At 61.0% G+C, this 22,521-nt stretch carries 18 protein-coding genes; 11 read left to right on the top strand and 7 right to left on the bottom strand.

Annotation, left to right across the window (positions count from 1 at the left end; translation table 11 throughout):
* Window positions 1-49 precede the first annotated feature (49 nt).
* Complete coding sequence (gene metK / locus AC1DSF_RS19630; RefSeq protein WP_478125438.1) at window positions 50-1,231, top strand: methionine adenosyltransferase; 1,182 nt, start codon at window positions 50-52, stop codon at window positions 1,229-1,231.
* A gap of 74 nt (window positions 1,232-1,305) precedes the next feature.
* On the opposite strand, the gene AC1DSF_RS19625 is transcribed toward metK, so the two are convergent.
* On the bottom strand, window positions 1,306-1,938 hold the full coding sequence (locus tag AC1DSF_RS19625) for a phosphoribosyltransferase (protein ID WP_478183288.1): 633 nt from the start codon (window positions 1,936-1,938) through the stop codon (window positions 1,306-1,308).
* 19 nt (window positions 1,939-1,957) lie between these two features.
* Window positions 1,958-4,075, bottom strand: a complete 2,118-nt coding sequence (locus AC1DSF_RS19620) for a TonB-dependent receptor family protein (protein ID WP_478183287.1) — start codon at window positions 4,073-4,075, stop codon at window positions 1,958-1,960.
* A gap of 118 nt (window positions 4,076-4,193) precedes the next feature.
* Between AC1DSF_RS19620 and AC1DSF_RS19615 the strand changes: the two genes are divergently transcribed.
* The 9 genes from AC1DSF_RS19615 to AC1DSF_RS19575 all read left to right on the top strand — a co-directional run bounded on the left by AC1DSF_RS19615 (window position 4,194) and on the right by AC1DSF_RS19575 (window position 13,053).
* Window positions 4,194-5,792, top strand: a complete 1,599-nt coding sequence (locus AC1DSF_RS19615) for a phospholipase D family protein (protein WP_478183286.1) — start codon at window positions 4,194-4,196, stop codon at window positions 5,790-5,792.
* A 128-nt stretch (window positions 5,793-5,920) separates the two neighbouring features.
* Window positions 5,921-6,955: a phosphogluconate dehydrogenase (NAD(+)-dependent, decarboxylating) gene (gene gnd / locus AC1DSF_RS19610; protein WP_478183285.1), complete on the top strand. Its 1,035-nt coding sequence runs from the start codon at window positions 5,921-5,923 to the stop codon at window positions 6,953-6,955.
* 19 nt (window positions 6,956-6,974) lie between these two features.
* Window positions 6,975-9,044, top strand: coding sequence for a transketolase (gene tkt / locus AC1DSF_RS19605; RefSeq protein ID WP_478183284.1), 2,070 nt, complete (start codon window positions 6,975-6,977; stop codon window positions 9,042-9,044).
* An 11-nt stretch (window positions 9,045-9,055) separates the two neighbouring features.
* A complete protein-coding gene (gene pgm / locus AC1DSF_RS19600) occupies window positions 9,056-10,711 on the top strand; it encodes a phosphoglucomutase (alpha-D-glucose-1,6-bisphosphate-dependent) (RefSeq protein WP_478183283.1) in 1,656 nt (551 codons plus the stop codon).
* A gap of 107 nt (window positions 10,712-10,818) precedes the next feature.
* The gene (locus AC1DSF_RS19595) at window positions 10,819-11,451 is read left to right on the top strand and encodes a response regulator (protein WP_478125431.1); all 633 of its coding nucleotides are present in this window, start codon (window positions 10,819-10,821) and stop codon (window positions 11,449-11,451) included.
* Between the two features lie 77 nt (window positions 11,452-11,528).
* Window positions 11,529-11,903, top strand: a complete 375-nt coding sequence (locus AC1DSF_RS19590) for a hypothetical protein (protein ID WP_478183282.1) — start codon at window positions 11,529-11,531, stop codon at window positions 11,901-11,903.
* A gap of 136 nt (window positions 11,904-12,039) precedes the next feature.
* Window positions 12,040-12,201, top strand: coding sequence for a hypothetical protein (locus tag AC1DSF_RS19585; RefSeq protein WP_478125429.1), 162 nt, complete (start codon window positions 12,040-12,042; stop codon window positions 12,199-12,201).
* 8 nt (window positions 12,202-12,209) lie between these two features.
* Window positions 12,210-12,614: a hypothetical protein gene (locus AC1DSF_RS19580; protein ID WP_478145310.1), complete on the top strand. Its 405-nt coding sequence runs from the start codon at window positions 12,210-12,212 to the stop codon at window positions 12,612-12,614.
* Window positions 12,615-12,684: 70 nt separating this feature from the next.
* Entirely contained in the window at window positions 12,685-13,053 is a 369-nt protein-coding gene (locus AC1DSF_RS19575) for an FHA domain-containing protein (RefSeq protein ID WP_478145309.1), read from the top strand.
* 246 nt (window positions 13,054-13,299) lie between these two features.
* Here AC1DSF_RS19575 and AC1DSF_RS19570 read toward each other — a convergent pair whose 3' ends face one another.
* From AC1DSF_RS19570 to AC1DSF_RS19550, 5 genes are all read right to left on the bottom strand, one after another.
* Window positions 13,300-13,740 carry a DDE-type integrase/transposase/recombinase gene (locus tag AC1DSF_RS19570; RefSeq protein WP_478125426.1) on the bottom strand — a complete coding sequence of 147 codons (441 nt, stop codon included), beginning with the start codon at window positions 13,738-13,740 and terminating at the stop codon, window positions 13,300-13,302.
* A 151-nt stretch (window positions 13,741-13,891) separates the two neighbouring features.
* A complete protein-coding gene (locus AC1DSF_RS19565) occupies window positions 13,892-14,647 on the bottom strand; it encodes a TniQ family protein (RefSeq protein WP_478125425.1) in 756 nt (251 codons plus the stop codon).
* Window positions 14,648-15,586: 939 nt separating this feature from the next.
* On the bottom strand, window positions 15,587-16,546 hold the full coding sequence (locus AC1DSF_RS19560; RefSeq protein WP_478183281.1) for a TniB family NTP-binding protein: 960 nt from the start codon (window positions 16,544-16,546) through the stop codon (window positions 15,587-15,589).
* Window positions 16,547-16,569: 23 nt separating this feature from the next.
* Window positions 16,570-18,546, bottom strand: coding sequence for a hypothetical protein (locus AC1DSF_RS19555; protein ID WP_478183280.1), 1,977 nt, complete (start codon window positions 18,544-18,546; stop codon window positions 16,570-16,572).
* Window positions 18,547-18,560: 14 nt separating this feature from the next.
* Window positions 18,561-19,259, bottom strand: coding sequence for a hypothetical protein (locus AC1DSF_RS19550; RefSeq protein ID WP_478125422.1), 699 nt, complete (start codon window positions 19,257-19,259; stop codon window positions 18,561-18,563).
* Between the two features lie 2,974 nt (window positions 19,260-22,233).
* Between AC1DSF_RS19550 and AC1DSF_RS19545 the strand changes: the two genes are divergently transcribed.
* The coding region (locus tag AC1DSF_RS19545) for a DNA adenine methylase (protein WP_478183279.1) at window positions 22,234-22,521 on the top strand (288 nt) is incomplete at its 3' end.

The raw sequence follows: 22,521 nt of genomic DNA, 5'->3' as shown, positions 1-22,521 counted from the left end.
CCAATAGGGTTGGCAACGCGCCAACCGACCAGCATGGAGTTACATCGAAATGGCGAACGACTTTCTCTTCACTTCCGAATCGGTTTCCGAGGGCCATCCAGACAAGGTGGCCGACCAGATTTCCGATGCAATCCTCGACGCGATCTTTGCACAGGACCCCCGCTCGCGCGTCGCTGCCGAGACGCTGACCAACACCGGTCTCGTCGTGCTGGCCGGCGAAATCACCACCAACGCGCATGTCGACTACATCCAGGTAGCGCGCGATACCATCAAGCGCATCGGCTACGACAACACCGACTACGGCATCGACTACAAGGGCTGCGCAGTAATGGTCTGCTATGACAAGCAGTCCAACGACATCGCACAGGGCGTGGACCACGCGAGCGACGACCACCTCAACACCGGCGCCGGCGACCAGGGCCTGATGTTCGGCTATGCCTGCGACGAGACACCCGAACTGATGCCGGCGCCCATCTACTACGCCCATCGCCTCGTCGAACGCCAGGCCCAGTTGCGCAAGGACGGCCGCCTGCCCTTTCTGCGTCCCGATGCCAAGAGCCAGGTGACGATGCGCTATGTCGACGGCAAGCCGCACAGCATCGACACCGTCGTGCTTTCCACACAGCACCACCCTGACCAGAGCGAGACCGCAACCCAGATGAAGCCTTCCTTCGTCGAGGCGGTCATCGAGGAAATCATCAAGCCGGTGCTGCCAAAGGAATGGCTCAAGGACACGCGCTACCTGATCAACCCGACCGGCCGCTTCGTCATCGGCGGCCCACAGGGCGACTGCGGCCTCACCGGCCGCAAGATCATCGTCGACACCTACGGCGGCGCTTGCCCGCACGGTGGCGGCGCGTTCTCGGGCAAGGACCCGAGCAAGGTCGACCGCTCGGCCGCCTACGCTGCACGCTACGTCGCCAAGAACATCGTCGCCGCCGGGCTGGCGCGGCAGTGCCAGATCCAGGTCGCCTACGCGATCGGTGTGGCAAAGCCGATGAACGTGACCGTCTATACCGAAGGCACGGGCGTGATTTCCGACGACAAGATCGCAGCGCTGATTCAAGAGCACTTCGATCTGCGTCCCAAGGGCATCATCCAGATGCTCGACCTGCTGCGCCCGATCTATGCCAAGACCGCGGCTTACGGCCACTTTGGCCGCGAAGAGCCCGAGTTCACGTGGGAGAGCACGGCACAAGCAGCCGCCCTGCGCGAGGCAGCCGGTCTCTGATTCAGTTCGGCGCATCGCCGACCAGGGCCCGCAGACGTTTCAAGCGTCCGGCGGGCCTTTTTGCTTTCTCGAGGTCAACGGCTGCCGGTCAGCAATTGCCTGACCTCTTCATCGCTCGTCTGCTCGAAGTCCTGGTACCAGAGGCCCACGGCACGAAAGTGCTCCGGCGCGAAAACACAAACCACCTCATCGGCAACCGCACCCACACTCTGCACGGCCTCTGAAGACGCTACGGGTATCGCGACGATGATCCGTTCAGGCTTGCCCGCCCGAGCCGCCATCACGGCCGCGCGCATGGTGGCACCCGTTGCCAGGCCGTCATCAACGATGATCAGCACGCGCCCTGCCAGTTCCAGGGGCGGCCGGCCGCTGCGATAAAGCTGCTCCCGGCGCACCAGTTCGGCCTGCTCGCGCGCAACCACCGCTTCGACCGCCTCTTCGGACACGGGCCAGGCATGGCTCAGCTCTTCCATCACCTGCACGCCGCCCGATGCGATGGCGCCCATCGCGAACTCTTCGTGCCCTGGCAGGCCCAGCTTGCGCACGACCAGCACGTCCAGCGGCGCTCCCAATGCTTGCGCGACCTCCCACGCAACAGGCACACCGCCGCGCGGCAGCGCCAGCACTTGCACATCCTGACGCCCGCGCCATGCATCGAGCGCCTTGGCGAGCACGCGGCCCGCATCGTGTCGATCCTTGAATTCCATAGGCACCCCCTGTCGGAATTCAGAAACGATACGCCCCACTCACGCCCAGCGTCCAGTTGCGCCCTGGTGCCGGCTCGAAGTAACGAAAGTTGCCCTCGTTGACGATGACCGAGCCGATGTAGCGCTTGTCGAGCACGTTGTCGATGCGCACGAAGGCGTTGATTTCCCAGTGCTCCCAATGCTTGACGTAGCCCGCGAACAGCGCCAGCAGGCCATAGCCCGGCGCGCTGATCGTGTTGCGATCGTTGGCCTGCACGCTCGCCATCGCTCGCACTTCGGTGCCCGCGCGCCAGCCCTCAGGCGGCACCCAGCCGAACGAGGCGAAGAACATCTGCGGGGCAATGCCCGGGATGTGATTGCCGGCCGGCACGAAGCTGCCCGCGCTGCACGGCACGGTCGAGCAAAACGGGTCGCTGTAGCGCGCATCGAGCCAGGTGTAGGCAAGCTGGGTGCGCCAGTGGTTTTCCGTCTCGTGCTGCCAGGCCAGTTCGAAGCCATCGCGTCGGGTGCGGCCGGCGTTTTGGTAGGTTGCCCGGCCGCCGATGTTCGTGGCGGTCACGATCTCGTCGTCGGTGCGCGTCTGGAACACCGCGGCCGTGAGCAGGCCCCCTGCGATGCGCGCCTTGGCTCCCACTTCGACGCTTTCGTTGGTCGCGGGTTGGAGGGCGAAATTCAGCCCCCCCAAGCCATCAGCGCGGTAGGACAACTCGTTGAGCGTCGGCGTCTCGAAGCCGCGGCCCACGGAGGTGTAGAACGCCAGGTCGCGCGTCGGCTGGTAGCGCAGCGACGCCACGGGCAGCGTCTCGGCGTAGCGAGCGCTGCCGCTGTCGTCCCGGTTCGCACCGATGATGTATTGATCCTGCGAATCGAAGTCCACCGTGCTGCGGCGCACGCCCGCTTCGAGCGTCCAGCGCTCGGCAAAGTGCCAGGTGCCCTGCACATAGGGGTCCAGGTTGTGCACCGTATTGGTCTCGTTGCGCCGCAGCCTGCCCTGCACGCCCAGGATGGGCTTGGAAACCGCGCCGATGTAGTTCTCGTAGCCGGTGCGGTGCTCGCGCAGGTCGTCATAGTCCAGCCCCGCGACGAGCTCGAAAGGGCGATCGGCCAGCTTCATCTGCGACGTCCATCGCAGGTCGACACCGCCGAAGTCTCGCGCGAGGCCAATCACGCCACCGGCACTCAGCGGGCTCACCTGGGCCGAAGGCGGAATGGCCTGGAACTGGCTGGTCTTGCGCTCACCGCCATACACCATGAGGCGCAATGTGTTGTCCGCGTCGATGCGGCGGTCGTAGGTCAGGCCTGCTTGCGTCTGGTCGACGCTCTTGCGGGTGTCGAACTGCGTGGCCACGCTCGCGCTGCGGGGGTTCAGCGCATATTGATCGGCGGTGAGCCCCAGTGGGTCCTGGGCATCGAGGTGCACCGTGTTGGCGACCAGGCTGAGGCGGCTGCCGTCGTCGAAGGTGATGCCCAACTTGCCGTTGACGATGTCGCGCGTTGCGGCGCTGTGGTCGCGATAGCCGTCGGTCTCGAAGTGGCTGCCGCTCAGCAGGTAGTCCACCGCGCCGGAAGAGCCGCTGATGATCGAACCGATCCGCAGCGTGCCGAAGCTCCCCCCGGCGATCGAGAAGCCCAGTTTGGGCGGACCTTCGCCGGTCTCGGTAAAGGTCTGGATCACGCCGCCCGAGGAGTTGCCGTAGAGCGAGGAAAAAGGCCCGCGCAGTACTTCGACGCGGTCGATCGAGCCGATGTCGATGTTGGAGGTCTGCCCCTGTCCGTCGGGTAAGGTCGCGGGGATGCCGTCGACGTACAGCCGCACGCCGCGCACGCCGAAGCTCGAGCGCGCGCCGAAGCCGCGGATCGACAACTGCAGGTCCTGCGCGTAGTTCTGGCGGTTCTGGATCTGCAGGCCAGGCACTGAGTTCAGGCTCTCCGACAGGTTCACGCCCAGCCGGTTGTCGCGCATGTCGGCGCCTTCCACCCGGTCCACAGAGCCGGCGACATCGAAGACCGGCTCGGTCCCGCGGGGCGTGGAGACGGTGACCTCGCCGAGTGTCGGGGGGTTGCCGACGTCTTGCGCATGGGCCGCCAAAGAGTTGGCGAGCAACAGGCAGGCAGAGGCGGCAACGGAAAACTTCATCGCGGCGATTCTGAGGCGGCCGCGCGCCTGCGATGCGGGGACTGACCCTAGGATTGCCCCTATGCAGCCAGGACGCGCGGGCGCGGCTACGATCCGCCCGCCGGTTCATCGGCGGTCCATGTCCATATCCCGCGTGTTGCTTGCTACTGCGTTTCGTTGTTTCGCGATCGCGCTCGTCTGCCTGGTTTCGGCCTGCGCCAGCTTGCCATCGCGCACCGCAGTGAGCTATGAGCCGGCCGCCACCTTTTCCCCGGCTACCGAACTGGGCAGGCTGACCGCGGCCTTCCATGCGGAGCCCGAGGGCTTGTCCGGCGCGCGGGTGCTGCCGCAGGCGGCGTACGCGCTGGATGCGCGCCTCGCCCTCATTCGGCACGCCCAGACCGCGCTCGACCTGCAGTATTACCTGCTGGGCAATGACAAGACCGGCAAGTTGATCCTGCGCGAGTTGCGCGACGCTGCTCGCCGGGGTGTGCGCGTCAGGCTTCTGCTCGACGACTTCTACACCACCAAGCTCGACCCGATGCTGCTGGGGCTTGCCGCCTATCCGAACGTGGAGATCCGGCTCTTCAACCCCATCGTTGCGGGTCGGGACCACAGTGCGACCCGATGGCTCAACTTCGCGACCGACTTTCGGCGACTCAACCATCGGATGCACAACAAGCTCTTCGTCGTCGACGGTGCCATCGCGATCGCGGGGGGGCGAAATCTCGCTGACGAGTACTTTCTGCGCAGCGCTGGCGCCAATTTCATCGACCTCGACGTGCTGCTTGCGGGGCCGGTGGTGACCGAACTCGAGACCATCTTCGACAACTACTGGAACAGCGAAGTGGTCTATCCGCTGCACGACATCGTGCCGGCCGCTGAATCCGCAGACGCGTCCCGCGCGAGGTTCGACAGGCTGACCTCACCGACAGAGGCGCCCCCGCCTCCAACCCTCGTGGACGGCGACATGTTCGGCGACCCGTCCGTGAGCGCCGCCCTCGCGCAGGGCAAGCTGGAGCTGATTCCGACGCGCGCCAATGCCGTTGCGGACTCCCCCACCAAGGCGCTCCTGCTGGAAGACGATGACGCGCCCCCGCCGAATCGGCCGCCCACGGTGGCCGAGCGGATGCGCGAGCTTTTCGACGAGGCCAAGTCGGACATCAACATCATCACGCCGTACTTCCTGCCGGGCGATGCGGGCATGGATCACATTGCGCGATTGCGCGCGCGCGGCATCCGCGTCACCGTCGCAACCAATTCGCTGGCCGACACCGACGAGCCGCTCGTCAACTTCCACTACAACCGCTTCCGAGTCGAGATGCTGAAGCTCGGTGTCACGCTCTATGAAGTGAGCTCCGAACAGATCAAGCGAAGCGTCAATCTGCGCAAGGTGTTCAAGCAGTCGCGCGGCGCCCTGCACGCCAAGCTCGCGCTGATCGATCGTGAATGGGCGCTGGTCGGCTCGCTCAACTTCGATCCGCGCTCGGCCTACATCAACACCGAACTCGGCGTGCGTCTGCAAAGCTATGAGGTGACGCACCGGTTGCTCGATGCGTTCCAGATCGACAACGTCGAAAGCGTCTACGAGGTCCGCCTGAAGCCGGGCACCGACACGATCCAGTGGGTCACCACCGACGGCCAAAACATGGTCCTCGACCGGGAGCCCGACGCCAGCGCGCTGGTCAAGCTGAAGCTGCTGCTGTTCTCGTGGTTCGTGCCGACCGACCTGCTCTGATCGCCTCTGAAGGATGGGTTCAGAAGCGCGGTTGGCCTACAGGGGCGCGCTCGACATTTCGGTTGGCCGGGAAGATGATCGCCGATCACGATCCTCAACCAATGGCTTTGAACGGGCAGGAGCAAACGATGCAACTCGGCATGATCGGACTCGGACGCATGGGCGCCAACATGACCAGCCGCCTCATGCGCGGGGGCCACGAATGTGTGGTGCACGACAACGCCCCGGCTTCGATCGAACGGCTTGCCGCACAAGGCGCGACCGGGGCGGCCACGCTGCAGGATTTCGTCGCCAAGCTGACGCGCCCGCGCGCAATCTGGCTGATGGTGCCCGCTGCGGTGGTCGATTCGGCGCTCAAAAGCCTGACACCGTTGCTCGACGCCGGTGACATCGTGATCGACGGCGGCAATTCCTACTATCGCGACGACATCCGCCGCGCGATCCTGTTGCGCAATTCAGGCCTGCACTACGTCGATGTCGGCACCAGCGGCGGTGTCGCGGGATTCGACCGCGGCTACTGCCTGATGATCGGCGGCGAGCCTGAGACCGTTCAGCACCTCTCGCCGCTGTTCGCGACACTGGCGCCCGGCGCGGGCGATCTCAAGCCGACACCCGGGCGCGTACCCGGCAGCGGAACCGCCGAACAGGGGTATCTGCATTGTGGGCCGCATGGCGCAGGCCATTTCGTCAAGATGGTTCACAACGGCATCGAATATGGCTTGATGGCTGCCTATGCGGAAGGCTTGAACATCCTGCGAGGCGCCGGGATCGGCAAGCACACGCACGACATCGATGCCGAAACCACCCCCCTGCGCGACCCCGAGCTTTATCAGTACGACATGAACCTCCCGGAGATCACGGAACTCTGGCGGAGGGGCAGCGTCATCAGTTCATGGCTGCTCGACCTGACTGCCGCTGCGCTCACGACCGATCCGGGGCTGGAGACTTTCCAGGGGCGCGTTTCGGATTCCGGCGAAGGCCGCTGGACCGTGCAGGCCGCCATTGACGAAGGCGTGCCGGCGCCAGTGCTGACCGCAGCACTCTACGCGCGCTTCAGTTCGCGCGGCGAGGCGGATTTTTCGAACCGTGTCTTGTCGGCACTGCGGCACCAATTCGGCGGACATGCGGAAAAGCCCGAGCGGCCGCCGAAAACCCAAGGATGATCCTTCGGAGACGGATGCGATGACGCAAGACAAGACCCTCGACCTGCTGTGCATCAACACGCTGCGCACCTTGTCGATCGATGCGGTTCAAAAGGCGAACTCGGGACATCCGGGAACGCCGATGGGTGCGGCGCCCACTGCGTACTGCCTCTGGCAGCGCTTTCTGCGCTTCGACCCGAACGATCCTGAGTGGCTGAATCGCGATCGCTTCGTCTTGTCCGCCGGACATGCTTCGGCGCTGCTGTACAGCATGCTGTATCTGTGCGGCGTGAAGGGCAAGGGACCTCACTACGAGGGCGAACGCCTTGCGGTCACCATGGAAGATCTCCAGACCTTTCGCCAGGCCGGAAGCCGTTGCACCGGTCATCCTGAATATGCATGGACTTCCGGCGTGGAGACCACCACAGGCCCGCTGGGCCAGGGCGCCGCGACCAGCGTGGGCATGGCCATCGCAGGTGAGTGGCTCGCGGGCACCTATAACAAGCCGGGCCACGCGCTGTTCGACTACAACGTCTATGCGCTGTGCGGCGACGGCGACATGATGGAAGGTGTATGTGCCGAAGCCGCATCGCTCGCCGGACACCTGAAGCTATCGAACCTCTGCTGGATCTACGACGCCAACCAGATCAGCATCGAAGGCTCGACCTCGCTGGCCTTCGACGAGAACGTCGGCGCCCGCTTCGAGGCCTATGGATGGAAGGTCCTTCGCGTGGCCGATGCAAACGACCTGGAAGCAGTGACCCGAGCCCTCGAGGAATTCAGCGAGACCCAAGACAGGCCGACGCTCATCATCGTCCGCAGCCACATCGGCTATGGCGCGCCGCACAGGCAGGACACCAAGGAAGCGCATGGCGAGGCGCTCGGCGCCGATGAAGTGCGGCTGGCCAAGCAGTTCTACGGCTTCGATCCGGACGCTCAGTTCGCCGTGCCGGACGGCGTGCGGGAGCATTTCCACGCGAACTTCGGCCAGCGCGGAACAAGCGCGCGCGATGCATGGAACGAACGCTTCGCCGCCTACCGCACGCAGCATGCCGACCTCGCGGCGCAAGTTGAACACATGCAGCGCGGCGAACTCCCCGTCGGATGGGACAGCGATTTGCCGACCTTTCCGGCGGACGCAAAGGGCGTCGCCACGCGCGAATCTTCAGGCAAGGTGCTGAACGCCATCGCCAAGCGCATGCCGTGGCTGCTCGGTGGCGCTGCCGATCTGTCGCCGTCGACGAAGACCTCGCTCGGCTTCGAGGGCGCAGGCGAATTCGACAGTGCCGGACATCGCGGCCGCAACTTCCACTTCGGTGTCCGCGAGCACGCGATGTGCGCAGCCGTGAGCGGCATGACCCTGTCGAAGCTGCGCGCCTACGCGTCGACTTTTTTCATCTTCACGGACTACTGCCGCGGCGCGGTGCGGCTCAGCGCGATGATGGGCATCCCCGTGATCTACGTGTGGACGCACGATTCGATCAGCATGGGCGAAGACGGACCGACCCACCAGCCGGTCGAACAACTCGCCTCGTTCCGCGCCATGCCCGGCATGGTGTTGCTGCGTCCGGCAGACGCGAACGAAGTCGTCGAAGCCTGGCGGATCGTCATGCGCCTCACCGATGGCCCGGCAAGCCTCGTGCTCTCGCGGCAGGCGGTGCCCACGTTCGACCGCGGCAAGTACGCCAGCGCCAGCGGCGTAGCACGCGGCGCCTATGTGCTCGCCGATGCCGACAGCGGGCGACCGGACGTTCTGCTGCTGGGCACCGGAAGCGAGGTCAGGCTCTGCATCGATGCTTACGAGCAGTTGAAGGCGGAGGGCATCAAGGCTCGCGTCGTCAGCATGCCTTCGTGGGACCTCTTCGAACAACAGGGCGATGAGTACCGCGACAGCGTGCTGCCGCCGGACGTTGCCGCGCGCGTCGCCGTTGAAGAAGCCTCGCCGCTGGGCTGGGAGCGCTATGTCGGCCGCGGCGGCGCGGTCATCGGCATGCGCAGCTTCGGGCTCTCGGCGCCCGGCAAGGTTGCCGAGGCGCATTTCGGCTTCGACGCGGCGCATGTCGTTGCTGCTGCCAAGGCGCAATTGGCGAGGCATGCGCATAACCCATAGGTGAGGCCTCCATGTCGACACGACTCAGTCCCCTCGCCGGAAAGCCGGCGCCCGACGCGTCGCTGATCGACGTCGATGGACTCATCGCCGCCTACCGCGACAACGTTCCGGACCCCGGCGTTGCTGCGCAGCGCGTCGCTTTCGGCACGTCCGGGCATCGCGGCACGGCGCTGGAATGCTCGTTCAACGAATGGCACGTGCTTGCGATCACGCAGGCGATCTGCGACTACCGCAAGACCCAGGGCATCGATGGCCCACTGTTCCTCGGCATCGACACTCACGCGTTGTCGCGCCCCGCGAGCGAAAGCGCGCTCGAAGTCCTCGCGGCCAACGGCGTGGACGTCATGATCGCGACGAACGACGAGTTCACTCCCACGCCCGCCGTATCGCACGCGATCCTGACGCACAACCGCGGCCTTCCGGATCGCCTGGCCGACGGCATCGTGGTCACGCCGTCGCACAACCCGCCGCGCGATGGCGGCTTCAAGTACAACCCGCCGAACGGGGGCCCGGCTGCCCAGGGCATCACGTCCTGGATGGAAGCCGCTGCCAACCGCTATCTCGAGCGGCGGCTCGATGGCGTCAAGCGCATTCCGCACGGCGCGGCATTGCGGGCTGCGACGACGCGCCGTCATGATTTCATCGACGCCTACGTGGGCGACCTGGGCAACGTCATCGACATGGACGCAATCCGTGGCGCCAAGGTCAGCATGGGCGTCGATCCGCTCGGCGGCGCAGGCGTGCACTACTGGGCGGCGATCGCAGACCGGTACAACATCGACCTCGCCGTCGTCAGCGAAGCGGTCGACCCCCAGTTCGGCTTCATGACGCTCGACTGGGACGGCCAGATTCGCATGGACCCTTCGTCCCCGTACGCCATGCAGCGGCTGCTCGACATGAAGGATCGCTTCGACGTGGGCTTTGCCTGCGACACCGATCACGATCGCCACGGCATCGTCACCCGCAGCGCGGGTTTGCTCGCGCCGAACCACTATCTATCGGTGGCGATCGACTACCTGTTCCAACATCGACCCCAGTGGCCCGCCAGCGCCGCCGTGGGCAAGACTGTCGTCTCGACGCAGCTTATCGACAGGCTCGCCGCAAGGCTGGGCCGGCGCCTTTATGAAGTGCCGGTTGGATTCAAGTGGTTCGTGGATGGTCTGCAGGACGGGTCACTCGGCTTCGTCGGTGAGGAAAGCGCGGGCGCCACCTTCCTTCGGCGCGACGGCTCGGTGTGGACGACCGACAAGGACGGCATCACGGCGGCACTGCTCTCGGCCGAGATCACTGCGCGCACAGGCCGCGATCCGGGAGCGCTCTATGCAGCGCTTGCCGACGAATTCGATCATCCCGTGGGCGACCGGATCGATGCGCCAGCAACACCGCCGCAGAAGAAACAGCTGGCCGCGCTGTCTCCGCAGCAGTTGAGCGCGAGCGAACTCGCCGGAGACAAGATCGTGAACGTGCTGAGCCACGCACCCGGAAACGGCGCGGCCATCGGCGGCATCAAGGTCATCTCTGAAGGCGGATGGTTCGCGGCCCGACCCTCAGGGACCGAGAACATCTACAAGATCTACGGTGAAAGCTTTCGCGGCGCCGAACATCTGCAACGCATATTGGCCGAGGCACAGTCCATCGTCGACAAGGCGATCGCGCCCGCCCCCTGACCTTCGGCGATCTTGGCCTCTCTCCTACGCGCCATCGGCGCCGAGGCAGACGGGCTCCTGCGTCCTTCGAGGGCATTCTCTCGGCTGCCAACAACGAGGGGAATCAGATGATCAAGATCGGAATCGTGGACGACCATGCCATCGTGCGTTCGGGTCTCCGCGACTTTTTCTCGCAGCATGTTGACCTGCGCGTCGTCGGCGAGGCATCCAGCGGCCGCGAAGCCATCGACCTCGTTCGCTCAACAGAAATCGACGTGCTGGTCATGGACCTCTCCATGCCGGGCCAGAGTGGCATCGATGCCATTGCGATGGTTCGCGCCAAGGCACCCGATACGGGCATTCTGATCCTGAGCGGCTATCCCGAAGAACACTACGCCATGAACCTGATCCGCCAGGGCGCGAGCGGCTACCTGAACAAGGAATGCGATCCGGCGGAGATCGTGGAGGCTATCCGCACGATTTCGCTGGGGCGTCGCTACATCACGCCCGGCGTGGCCGAACTCCTCGCGCGCCAGCTCGACCGGAACAACGATGTGGCACCGCACGAGCAGTTGTCGGAGAGGGAGTTCCAGGTGTTCCTCAAGCTCGCGACCGGCGAGACCGCCGGCAGCATCGCGGAACACCTCTCGCTTTCGGTCAAGACAGTGAGCACGTATCGCAGCCGCCTGATGGAGAAGATGAATCTTTCGTCCAACAGCGACCTGACCTACTACGCGCTGAAAAACCAGTTGATCAGCTGATCAGTTGACGAGTCGCAACTCTTCGGACGAAACGCGCTCTTATCTTCATTCGCGCACCGCGTGAATGCGAGGTATCCATGAATGCGCGCTTCGTCTTTGCCGCAAGTCTTCTTCCGATATCGCTCGGGGCTCCGTGGTTTGCTGCAGCCCAGCAAGCCGTGGATGATTCGCCGTTGTCGATCGAGCAACAGGAGGCCGACTACCGCGTGATCGCTGCGCGCTGTGGCACGCCGGCTTTCGAGAGGGGCTTCTACAAGCAGTCGAAGGCGGCCGTCGCCGCCGGCCTGGTCGTGAAACATCGGGATCCGGTGCAAGTCGAAAAGACCGTCACCGCTCTGCGAAGAAACCCCGTCATGCTCATCGGAACCCAGGCCGATTGCCCTGCACAGCTGGATCAGCTCAGGCAACTGGAGAAAGACCGATCCAGGTTGCTCGGGTCGCGCCGGAAGTGAAGGAATCCGATGTCGAAAGCAATAGGTGCCGAAGGGCAACACCTGTCAACACCTGCCGACACCTGTCGATTGGCAGATATCCAATCGATCCGTCACGCTGCAGACTGCACGCATCGGAACAGCGAGGAATACGGACATGGAAACCGACTTCTACACCCTGGGCGTGCTTGCGATGGTGCTCATGTGCGGATGGCTGATGAACCATGCCGGACCATGGAGCAACTCCGATCTTGCGCGTGAACTCCGTCTGCAGCTCGGCCGGTCCGCTGACGCGATCGGCGGCACGCCAGACCGCTGATGGCGTCGATGCGGCCGCCGGCCGCCATTGCGTCGGTTCGTCGCAAATCTGCGCTTCTCGCCGCGGCGTCGCTCATCCTCGCGGCGCTGGGCCTGGAGGCATATACCGCGGGATATCCCCTTGCCATGGCGCTCCTGGCCGCCGCGACATTGCAGGCGCTCATCTGCTCCGCCATGTTTCCGAACCGATTGCTCGCGGTGGCGGTCGCAACCAACTTCCTTCTCTTCGTCATCCACGCGGTGGCTCTCAGCGGGTTTCTCGCTCAGCCGGATCCGGCGCCGGTGTTCCAGCTTGGCGACTTCTGCTTGGCCGTGTTTGCGAGCGCATCGCTTGTCTTCACCCCTGTCGAGACGATGGCGCTGATCGTTCGCGATGCCTACCTCAAGCGGCCGAGACATCGCACGCCCCCTTGACCGGGCGAAACAACTCATACTCCGCGACATGCCTCAATTGATCATGAAGACGATCTCTGGCGAAACGAGGTTGATCTCGCTCGCACCCAATGAAAACACCATCGGCCGAGGCCCGCAAAACAGCATCGCCGTCGACTCGCCCCAGGCAAGCCGCGTGCATGCGGTGGTCACGGTCGAGCCGGCATTCGTCACGATCACCGACCTGGGCAGCCGCAACGGCACCTTCGTCAATGGCGACCGGATCCTGTCCCAAATGCTGGTTCATGATGACGTGATCCGATTGGGCGAGTATGAAATCCGTTTCATCGCCGGCGACCAGGAGTTCAGCAAGGTCGAAGCCGAGCGGGTTTCCACCGTGCCACGCCTGCTGGTGGACCCGGACGAAGAGAACAGGCCGACCGCCCCGGGCGCAGCGCCGACCATCAGGGGTAAACCCTGAGACGCGGGTTCACGGGCCCAACCGGTCTCCCGTTCACGATTGTCGATTCTCACTGAGCACCGAAGTCGGCTACCTAGGTAGGTAGCTGCTTTTCGCACCGAGCGTTGAACTCTCGTCCCGCTTAATGCTGAATCATCGCCAATCTGACTCGCTTAACTTTGAACTATTTCTTCGCGACAGCCAGAGTGCTTGCGGAAATTCGCGCCCTGATGGAACCGCCGTATCGCTGGCACCGTGGCGCGCAGATCAGCGCGACCACTTGCTGATGCAGCGGAGAACCTCGGCCTGCGCGCGATCGCGAGTCGGGTAAATCCCGTGACGAATTTGCTCTTTGCCAAGGAACTGGAAAAACCTCTCTGCGGCGCTCTTGCCGGGAAGGTAACGAGAACGACTCCAGGCAAGGTTGTGTTCGCAAAGGAACTCTTGCCAAACACGTCCGCTGTACAGTTGGCTGTGATCCGTCCTGACGGTGACAAGGCCTTTGGGCCGCCGACGTCGCAATGCGCTCCGCAACGCGCAGAGCACCAAGCCAGTGCCTTCGTGCTGACCCATGGACCAGCCAATCATGTCACGGAAGAACTGGCCCACGACGACGCTTAGATAAAGCGCACCTTCATGCGTCCCGATGCAAATGACATCGATCTCCCATGACCACTTTGGTTCACTTTCGGTGATACGCGCTGCCATGCGCCGATGCTCACGTCCCCGGACGGACCGGAGCCCGAAGCCATCCTGTACACGAATCTTGCTTTGCCTCATAGTCAATCTCCTTTGAAGCTGAACGAGCGGATCGGGGGCTACCGGTTTGAATCGAGGTCAAAAGTAGCGCTCCGGGCGCTCAAGCAGCTGTGCCCAGCTTGCGCCGTCGGATCGCGTCTGGTGAAGGAATCCAATCCCCAGGCAGGATTTCCAGTAAGTCGCCTTCCGACTGGAAAAGGTTTCCCGCACGAAACCACCGTGCAGTGAGGTCAAAAGCAAGCGCAGACGCGAATGCACAGCCGTTATCCAATTGCTCGCGTTCTTGCCAGCTCAAATCCTGGTAAGACAGCTCGCTCACGAAAACCGGCTCTGCCTTCGAAAGCAAATGACCACAGCACATGCACTGAGTCACAAATGCAATGGACGCTCGTGCAATTTCTGCACGCTGACGCGCCAACGTCACTGAGCGACCGCACAAAGAGCACATTCTTTCCATCAGGCATGAATGCCGGTAGCACATCTTGTAGGGCCGCAGCCTCCAATGAAGGGGAAAGAATGGCGTCTCCTGCTCGCGCAAACAAATGGAACAGAATTGGTAGGCAGCCTTTGAACCCGCCTGCAGTAGTGGGGGTTCGCCGTATCCCAAGGATTGGATCGACCTCAGCATTCGGCTTATGGGAAAGAAAGTGGTTTCCGCAAAACCGCACCTGCGCGCGATTGCCCGGACATTCGCTTCGGCGAAATTGATGTCTAAGTCGGGGCCATACTTGATTTCGAGCCATTTGCACAGCTCGTTTACTGGCACGCCTTGGCCAAGTGCGACGCGCACCAACCAACTGCTCGGCGCTTCCAAGAACTCGTATTCGCAAACCCCGTGAAGATCATGATCACTCATTGGCCAACTCCAAATAGTTCGAGTTGCCTTCCAACCCGTTGTTGGCGAAGACGAGCACCTGCGACCGGTCCAAATACCAAATCAAGAATGCTCAACGCGGCATCTCTGTCGGAGGCGATCGTCGGCCGCAGGGCTGTTGATTCCAAAGCGCCCTCCCAAACCAAGCCCCTCAGGTCCAGACCCGTGGCGCTCTCCAAAGTAGCCTCTCCCAGGAGACGCAGCCGCTTCAGTCCTCGGCTTACAAGTTCAGTCCACTCCCTGGTTGAGGTCCGATGCAGCGCTCCCCAACTGGGGGGCTTTGAGCTTGTCTGGACTCCGCATGCCAGCACGATCTGCATGAGACCGCTCAGCGAGATTGAGCGCCACCAAGGAAAGGCCTCCAAGAACGAGAAATCGCCCACGGTTGCTGCTCCAGAATCACCGCAGCACGATCTCGCGAGTACTTCGGAAGCAAACCAAACCACTTCAGACTCAGGCAGGCCGTGCCCGTCGTCATGCAGATAGGCGCCGCAATCGCAGACGTCCAACGCCGGGCGGAACCAACGTAAGCCACGCCCGCACCTTCCGCATCGATCAACGAGCCTGCACTCATGCGCCGTACAGACGCAGAAGCAAGAGAACTCCCACGCTGCATGGCAGAAGCCCGACTCATCAATGCACCTCACGCAAATCTGGGGCCGCCTCAATCGCAACAGAAACGGCGGCCAAATCAACTGACCCAAATAGCGAAGGGTCTCGCCGCTCCCGCCGCAACCGTCGACCTCGCGCGCCCTTGCAGCGCTCATCCATAGTCCGGTGCGCCTCACGTCGACATCACGCAGACCCCTAGCCCCCAACAGGCCAAGCAACTCGGGCATCGACAGGTCGTTGGCGACTGCCGTCCTAAAGAGCCAGCCGAGTGGAGCCTCCTGGTCATGCCTGCCCACCGCAACGGGAAGCTCATCGAGCGTTTTCATACGGGTTGACCATCGGTGTCGAGGAACCAAAGAAGGCGCGAAAAGCCTTCTTCACGTCCTCCAGCGTTATTTCTCGCGAGCCCCGTTCCGCCGCGCACAGCGCGCACTCAACTATAAACATTTTGAATAGCCCGGGGTTTCCAGTACAAACCGCATAAAGCTTTTCAGCCTGACCGTCCACCCAGAAGAAATTAAAATCAAAACGATTGCAACTGTCGAAAAAGGCCTTCACAAAGGACAACCAAGATTGCAATGCCTCAAAGTTACCTAGACGCTCAAATGTTTGAATACGACTTGCAAACAAGGGGTCGGCATCTTTTAGCGTCAACAATCGATCAGATCCAGCAAGAACGACGCCTATCTTCCGATCGTCCATTATTTGCGTGAGAACATCGGTTGCCGAGGATGCCGACCCCCGAGGCATTCCGGCCGGAACCAGCAAATTGTCGGCATTCCGGATGCAAATCACCTTCGTCCTTTTTTGTTCAATTGCAGCCAGAATAACGTTGATTCTCGCCTCAATTGAACCAGGACCAATTACCTTGATCGGATACCCATAGTGCCGAAGCAGCGCCGATAGGAGCGGTTCGGCGCGACCAGACCGAATGGCACGAATCATCACTATTTCGTGCCGCCTTACCGCGACGAGCTCACGCGACACGTGGGTTCGATAAAAATATTCCACAGCGGTCCATTTGCCCGTAAGGTGGGGGCCGTGAATGCAGAGCCCATACGGACGATCGGTGTCACGAGTCGAATGCGTATAAATGCGCTCAAGCGCATCTGTAACCTGGATAAACTCAGTCCACGCGACATTAACGGATTCTATCGACTCTACCGACTTCAATGCCAACTCGGAATAAGTCGCTTTGCGTCGAGTCAGCTGGGGCTCCTGGAAATATTCATACTCAGAGAAATCGGGATTAATGGCTTGATCTGACACTATCATTTCTGCACCTCATTAATTCAGAGAATAAAAGTTTCCAACGGCGGGATATTTTTAATATCCACAGGCGATTCCTCGCGTGCCACGAGTAGTCCAGGGCTAATTGATTGCGATGGAAGCAGCAACTGATTGGAGGAAATACCCATGAACTTAGCCCCTCTTTGCTGCGAAATTCGCTTTCTTGAATTCTGCATTTCGTTATGCCAAAAATCGCTGAGCGCGAGGCGCGATTGCATGAGAGCCTCTGCCCCATGGACAGCCTGGGAGCGTTTGAAGGTACGGATGGCCACGTGCTGCACCCACGACAGATCCTTGGTGTATTCGGGCTGCATGCTAGGTGCTATCACCCAAGCATCGTTCATCGGGTCCTTCACGTAAACAAAAGACAAATCGTCGGGACTCCATTTCACAAGCGTTTTGAATTTCGCTCCGGCGCGGCGCCGTAGATCACGCAGTTCAGAGCCTGCATAATTAAGCCCATAGAGCTCCACGCCGTGGTGGGCAATCGTCAATTCCTTGCTCATTGCCGCGATCAAGTTGAGGCGCTCAACGTCTAACGGAAATGCAGGGGGCGGCAAGAAATCCATGCCGTCCTTGAACACATCAAAGGGCTTTTCTAGACGCCGATTATTGAGCTCGAATGGATGAATCTCAACCACGAACTTGAGAAGACCAATCACGAAAGCCGAAAAGGTGATGCAGTTTTGTTTGGCTGCATCCGTGTACGTCACCTTCGGTGTTGGCTTTGCTATGCGGCCCTGCGTCAAAGTCAAATAGTCAAGCTCCGCAAAGAAACGTTCGACCCGCGGTTTTACCCAGGGCATTCGCGTGCGGCAGTACTTAATGTCTACACCGAGTTCCCATGCAACCAGGCGTAGCTGGCGCGAGTGAAATTCCAAGCCATTGTCAAATACAAGCATTTCTGGAATTCCAAACCCAAGCCACGGTTTCGAAAGGCCTGCCATTGCGGCCCAGTCATCCTTGGGCATGACTCCGTTCTTAATGACGTTTATCGCTGAAGTTAGGCCGGGTCCATAAAAGCTGACGTAAACGCCGACTATGTAGCCACTGTTTGAGTCGACCAGCACCGTCAGTGTTGGCCGACCCAATGGCAGCCACGTTCTGTCGCAGACGACGACGAAATTTAATGGCGTATGGTCACACTCCAGGCGCTGGAGGACGCGCGATGCACGATTTCCTTCGACCGTTGTGCGGTACTTCGCTCGGGCATATAGGGGCCCATACCGTGCTCGGTCGCGGTCATAGGGGTCGAACTCCTGCACCCGCCTGTGAATCGTTGCCAAGCTAACGCGAGCGTCACGTGCGGCCAGTTTCCCTTGGGCCACAAGGCTCTTGAGTTCCCTATGGATCAACTCATACGTATGCCGCAAAGTGTGGTGGAACGTCGTGAGGTAGACGGAGCGGATCTTTTTGTCCACGACCTCATTGACCTTGTCAGGAAGTCTCTTCTGCCGCCTTCTACAGCGATTACCGGACAGCAGCGCTGCTGGATTGCAACCCGACCTTTCGTAGACGCGCATCCACGTCATTACCGCCGCCGCGCTAGGCAAATTCTCTTTGGAACAATCGCCCGTCTTCTGGCGTGCTTCCTCTCGGCTCTTTGCGACTTTTGGAATTTCGTTTTCTATCCGAAATCGCTGACCTTTGGTGATATTTTTACGACGCATCCATAGGATGTAATCCATTGCGCGCTCAATTTGATTTCGATCCTTCTCCTTAAGTGACGCAAGGTCAATCAATATTACCGGCTGATTTTCTTGGTTTTCCGGATTAGAAGAATGCGGCGTATTCCCAAGTATCACCGTTAACCGCCCAGAGCCAATATCTGCAACAAGACGGCTTAACTTGAAATTTTGGACCATCCGGGTCCGCTTGTCCTCAAATTGGTATGTGTCCTTGTCGATTTGACGCAGATACTCCAAAGTTTGGCAACCACGCCGAAGGACCAAACCTTCTTCCAATACGAAGATGGACATGACCGCTCCTGCTCTTAATTTCCGCCATCGTTCCACGGCGAGCAGCCAAACCACTCTCCGAAGCTTTTCGAGCAATTACGGGGCAGCTTCGGCGCCAGGAAAACCGAGTCGTCATCGCTCATGTGGAGGTACCTGTCCAGCGAAATGACACGGCGGCACACGAGGTGGAGCACGTCCCATCTGGAAACACCGCACTTCTCCATCACTAGTCCGAATGCGAGCCCTTCAGGCCCCGCGATGGATAGCAGTTCCTCTACCGAGCTGCGTTTCTCGGGAGGGACCGTATGCATCCCGTACTTGCGGGCAATCTCCGCCCGCTCTGCTCTTCCTTCTGCATTGCTCTGCCCGTCATGGACGACGTAAAACTCGTAGCCTTTTGCACGAAGTTGGAATGCGACGTCGTTGAAGAGGCTGCGGTTCTCCTTCACGCGATTCCCCATCTTGACTTCTATAAAGGCTCCAGTTCGGTCCAGGAATTTCTGAGCAAAATCGGGCGTGTACTTGCGTGAACCGACCGTTAGCGTGCATGGCTGATGCACCAACGTGAGCAGCCACGGGCAAAGGAGCGCAGAGATGACGTAATTTCGTTCGTTGTCGCTTTCGTGTTCAACCGGGTGAGGCTGCGCCCAAGGCGCATTGACGAGACCCACAGTACGTGTGGGCGAGCGAGAGACGACCTCGCGGGCGCCGTCAAAAGGGATGTGTCCATGCATCGTTGCTCCTCAGGTTGATTTCCTGGAAAGCAGACGCAAGCGCCCCTTGACGCTATTGGCAGCACTGACGATACTGTCATGAGGGTCCCACAACCTCAGACGGCCCCGTCAGGGCGGTCGGCAGCGCCGGTTCTCGAAAGGGAGCTGGCGTTTGCTTTATCTATTTCAGCATCTGTGATTTAGGTAGTTGGGAGAAGATTAGAGTTCTTCTTTCTTTCAAGCAAATACCTCAACTGCCTAGAGTGAAACTGAATGTTTGAAGATTGCAGGCCCCATCTGCGCTAACGTCAATTCGCATTGCCGCTCGTGCCTCACGGACCGGAGGTACGTCTTCCAAACGGTTGCGTCAATCTGTTCGTCGCTCAAACTAATGCCCGTTCGCTTGCAGAAACGTCTGCGAGCGAACTCGGGGACATCTGCCATCCGGACAAATGCCGTTTGACCTGCGCGCGCGCGGATCGGTATCGAGCACAAGGCGGTCGGGAGCGCAGCGCACGCCTGCCGCCCCATCGTCGAGTTCACGGCCCAGACAACCGCACTTGCAGCGGTGTGTCTGATCACAGGCCCTGGCGAGCTAGCCTTCTCGACCAAGCTTTCATCCGTCACGATGCGGCACAAAAGATGTCGATCAGAGTATTCAATTTGGAGCAAAGTAGTCGCGAATACAGCTTGGGGATCCCGGCTTAAAGTGAGCGCCACCGTTGCCTCTTCGGGCAACTCCGAATTAAGCGGTTCGCTCAGGCCCCTCTGATTTAATAGCCGCTGCACAAGTACAACGGGCGATTCGACGTAGTGGGGATAGCTCTGGATCGCCGATACGCAGGAACCAGTAGCCAAGTCGAATAGTCGGACTGTGTCTACAAGCGACGGCCGCGATGACACTATTTCGCCTGTAAATCGGTTTACAGCCGAGCTTCCAATACTCACTTCAATCCGAATAAAACGATCCATTTGCGCACCTCACTGGACGAAAGATTGCGCCAGGTCGATTAAACGTGTCGATTAGCACATGCACTCTCTGGTGTGCGTCACACGCGAGGGACCATAGGATATGGAGCGAATTTAGTCTTAAGACGCATCGCTGATTTAAAGCAATTGACGCAGGAACGAGTTTGGTCGTCAAAGACGATGCGGCCAACTGGAAGTTGGCCGCATCAATAAATCACTTTAAGCCTCAGGCCGGTCAGCCAATCCCTGCAGACGGGTGCAGCGAAGCCGCTCTGCTTGAAGGGCAGCGTAAAGTTCAGCGACCAGCAATTGATGGTCTCGGCTTGCGCTCGATAGAGGTCTGGCCAGAGCTGCCCCAAGAGGACTGCGTTCGAGCTGCGCAAGCGTCGCAGACACGGCATCCTCCCCTCCCAAGAGGGCTTCGAGCTCGCTTAAACCGATCGCTCCGCTAGCGAGCAATACCTGGCTGGGTGGCCACTTTAAGTACACCGCAATGCTCTCGAGTGTCGGACGTTCACACCGGGCAAGGAGTTTAGGCGTTGCCCGCAAGCGATACCAGTGCGCGGGGTGCACTCCTATCGCGACAGCCAAATCCCGAACTGTGTGGCGCCGCCGAATCGCTTCGGACTCCAACGCTGCAACAAGCAATTGAGCGCTATACGGGCCCCTTCGCCCGCCCGCGCTGCTTTCACCGGCCGCCCTCAGCGCGGGCGGTCGAGAAGAAAAAGGTTCATTCATGTTGGCCTGACAAATACAGAGAGGGCCTCTGCGATCTGTCTAGCGATGCCGCCTAAGGCGGCCACGGGTTTCTGGCGACGGAGCCGAAGTTCGCTTAGCACGCAGCGTCCAGCAGTGCGCGCTGTGCTGAGCACGGCCCCTCATCGAGGAGCTTCACCCGAGTTCGCCTCTTCCAGGTCAAGGTGCAATCGGGCCAGCAGTTCGAGGTCCATCCACTCCCGCCCCGTCGCTCATGCCGCGCTACTGAACCGTGCGGAGAGGAGCCTTCGAATGCGCCGGGCGGGTGGGGGATGACGTGAACTTTTGAGCATGTCATCAGCATAGGGACGCGAAAGCGTCTACATGCGAGAAGAACTCCTATGACCCCTGCATGCCAGGAGACGTCTGCCTGCACGCGATGCGACATCACATGAGTCGCGGTTTAAAGTCAAGTAAAGCGCAGCCTTGCACTGCCCAGTCCGCGAATCTTTAAATCTATCGCAAGTTCGCCCCGTTTGCCCATACCGGTTAACGTAACGCCTGCTCGCTCGCCTGAATCAGAGTTCTCTCGTCAGCACCTGGGTTTAAGGTTCGCGTGCCGAAGCAGAGAAGCTCACTCGCATTGCCTTTCCTTCTGATCTTGAGCTCAAGGACACCGCTTCCTTGCTGGACTTACGCGACTTAAAGTGAGTGCCGTCGGCAACGCGGTCGCCACGGTCATACGCTCCGAAAGAAGACAGAGCTGGCGCTCGTTCATCGAAATTGCCTGCGTCCCGATGGCACTGAGGCGTGTGCCGATCCCATTCAGAAAAGCACCTCCAGATGTGGAGGACGGCGATAGCGTCCACCGCCTTCGACTAGTGATCGAGGCCGCGACGCTGAACGCCTAGGTCGGTGCATGAGCCGGCTCGGACCAGGTCTGCGCGGCCGCTGCTACGAGCCCCTTGTCCGCTGAATCGTTCGTCTCAGCGAACGTGGTCTTGACCAGATTGGCCAAACCCGCGCAACGGCAATCTAGCGTCCTCCGCATGACGCAACAGCGGCGAAACATGCCCTGAAGAATCCCGACAAGTGTGAGCGCGGCGACTGCAAGCGACCTGCCAATGTGGGCACATCGAGATGCGGGTATTACAAACTGACAAGGGCTTGCTGCGCCATTCGCGATATCTCGCCCGTCCGCTTCCCGTCCTCAGTCGGTTCGCCCGTCCCTTGATGGCGTGCAGTTTGTTCGCGAGACACACATTCGCCTCCCATCTTCGCAATTCCCCAGCCGCGTCGGGAAGGATAAACAACATCCGCTAGACGGCGGATGCACAAGCATCCAACCACCAGCACCCGTCCGTTCCTCAAGTGGGCCGGCGGCAAGCAGCGATTGCTCAAGTCTCTCCTTCCCCTTCTTCCGGCGGGCGCGCGTCTCATCGAGCCGTTCGTCGGTGCGGGCTCTGTCTTTCTGGCGTCCGACTACCCTGCGTACATCCTCAATGACGCCAATGCCGACCTCGTCGCGGTTTGGACGGCGCTGAAGCGGAGCCCCTGCGACTATGTGCGGGACGCTGCCGCGTACTTTTGCGAGACCAACCACAACCAGAGTAGCTAT

The sequence above is a fragment of the Variovorax sp. 01N429 genome (assembly GCF_056399425.1).
This window is presented reverse-complemented; position numbering and strand designations above follow the sequence as displayed.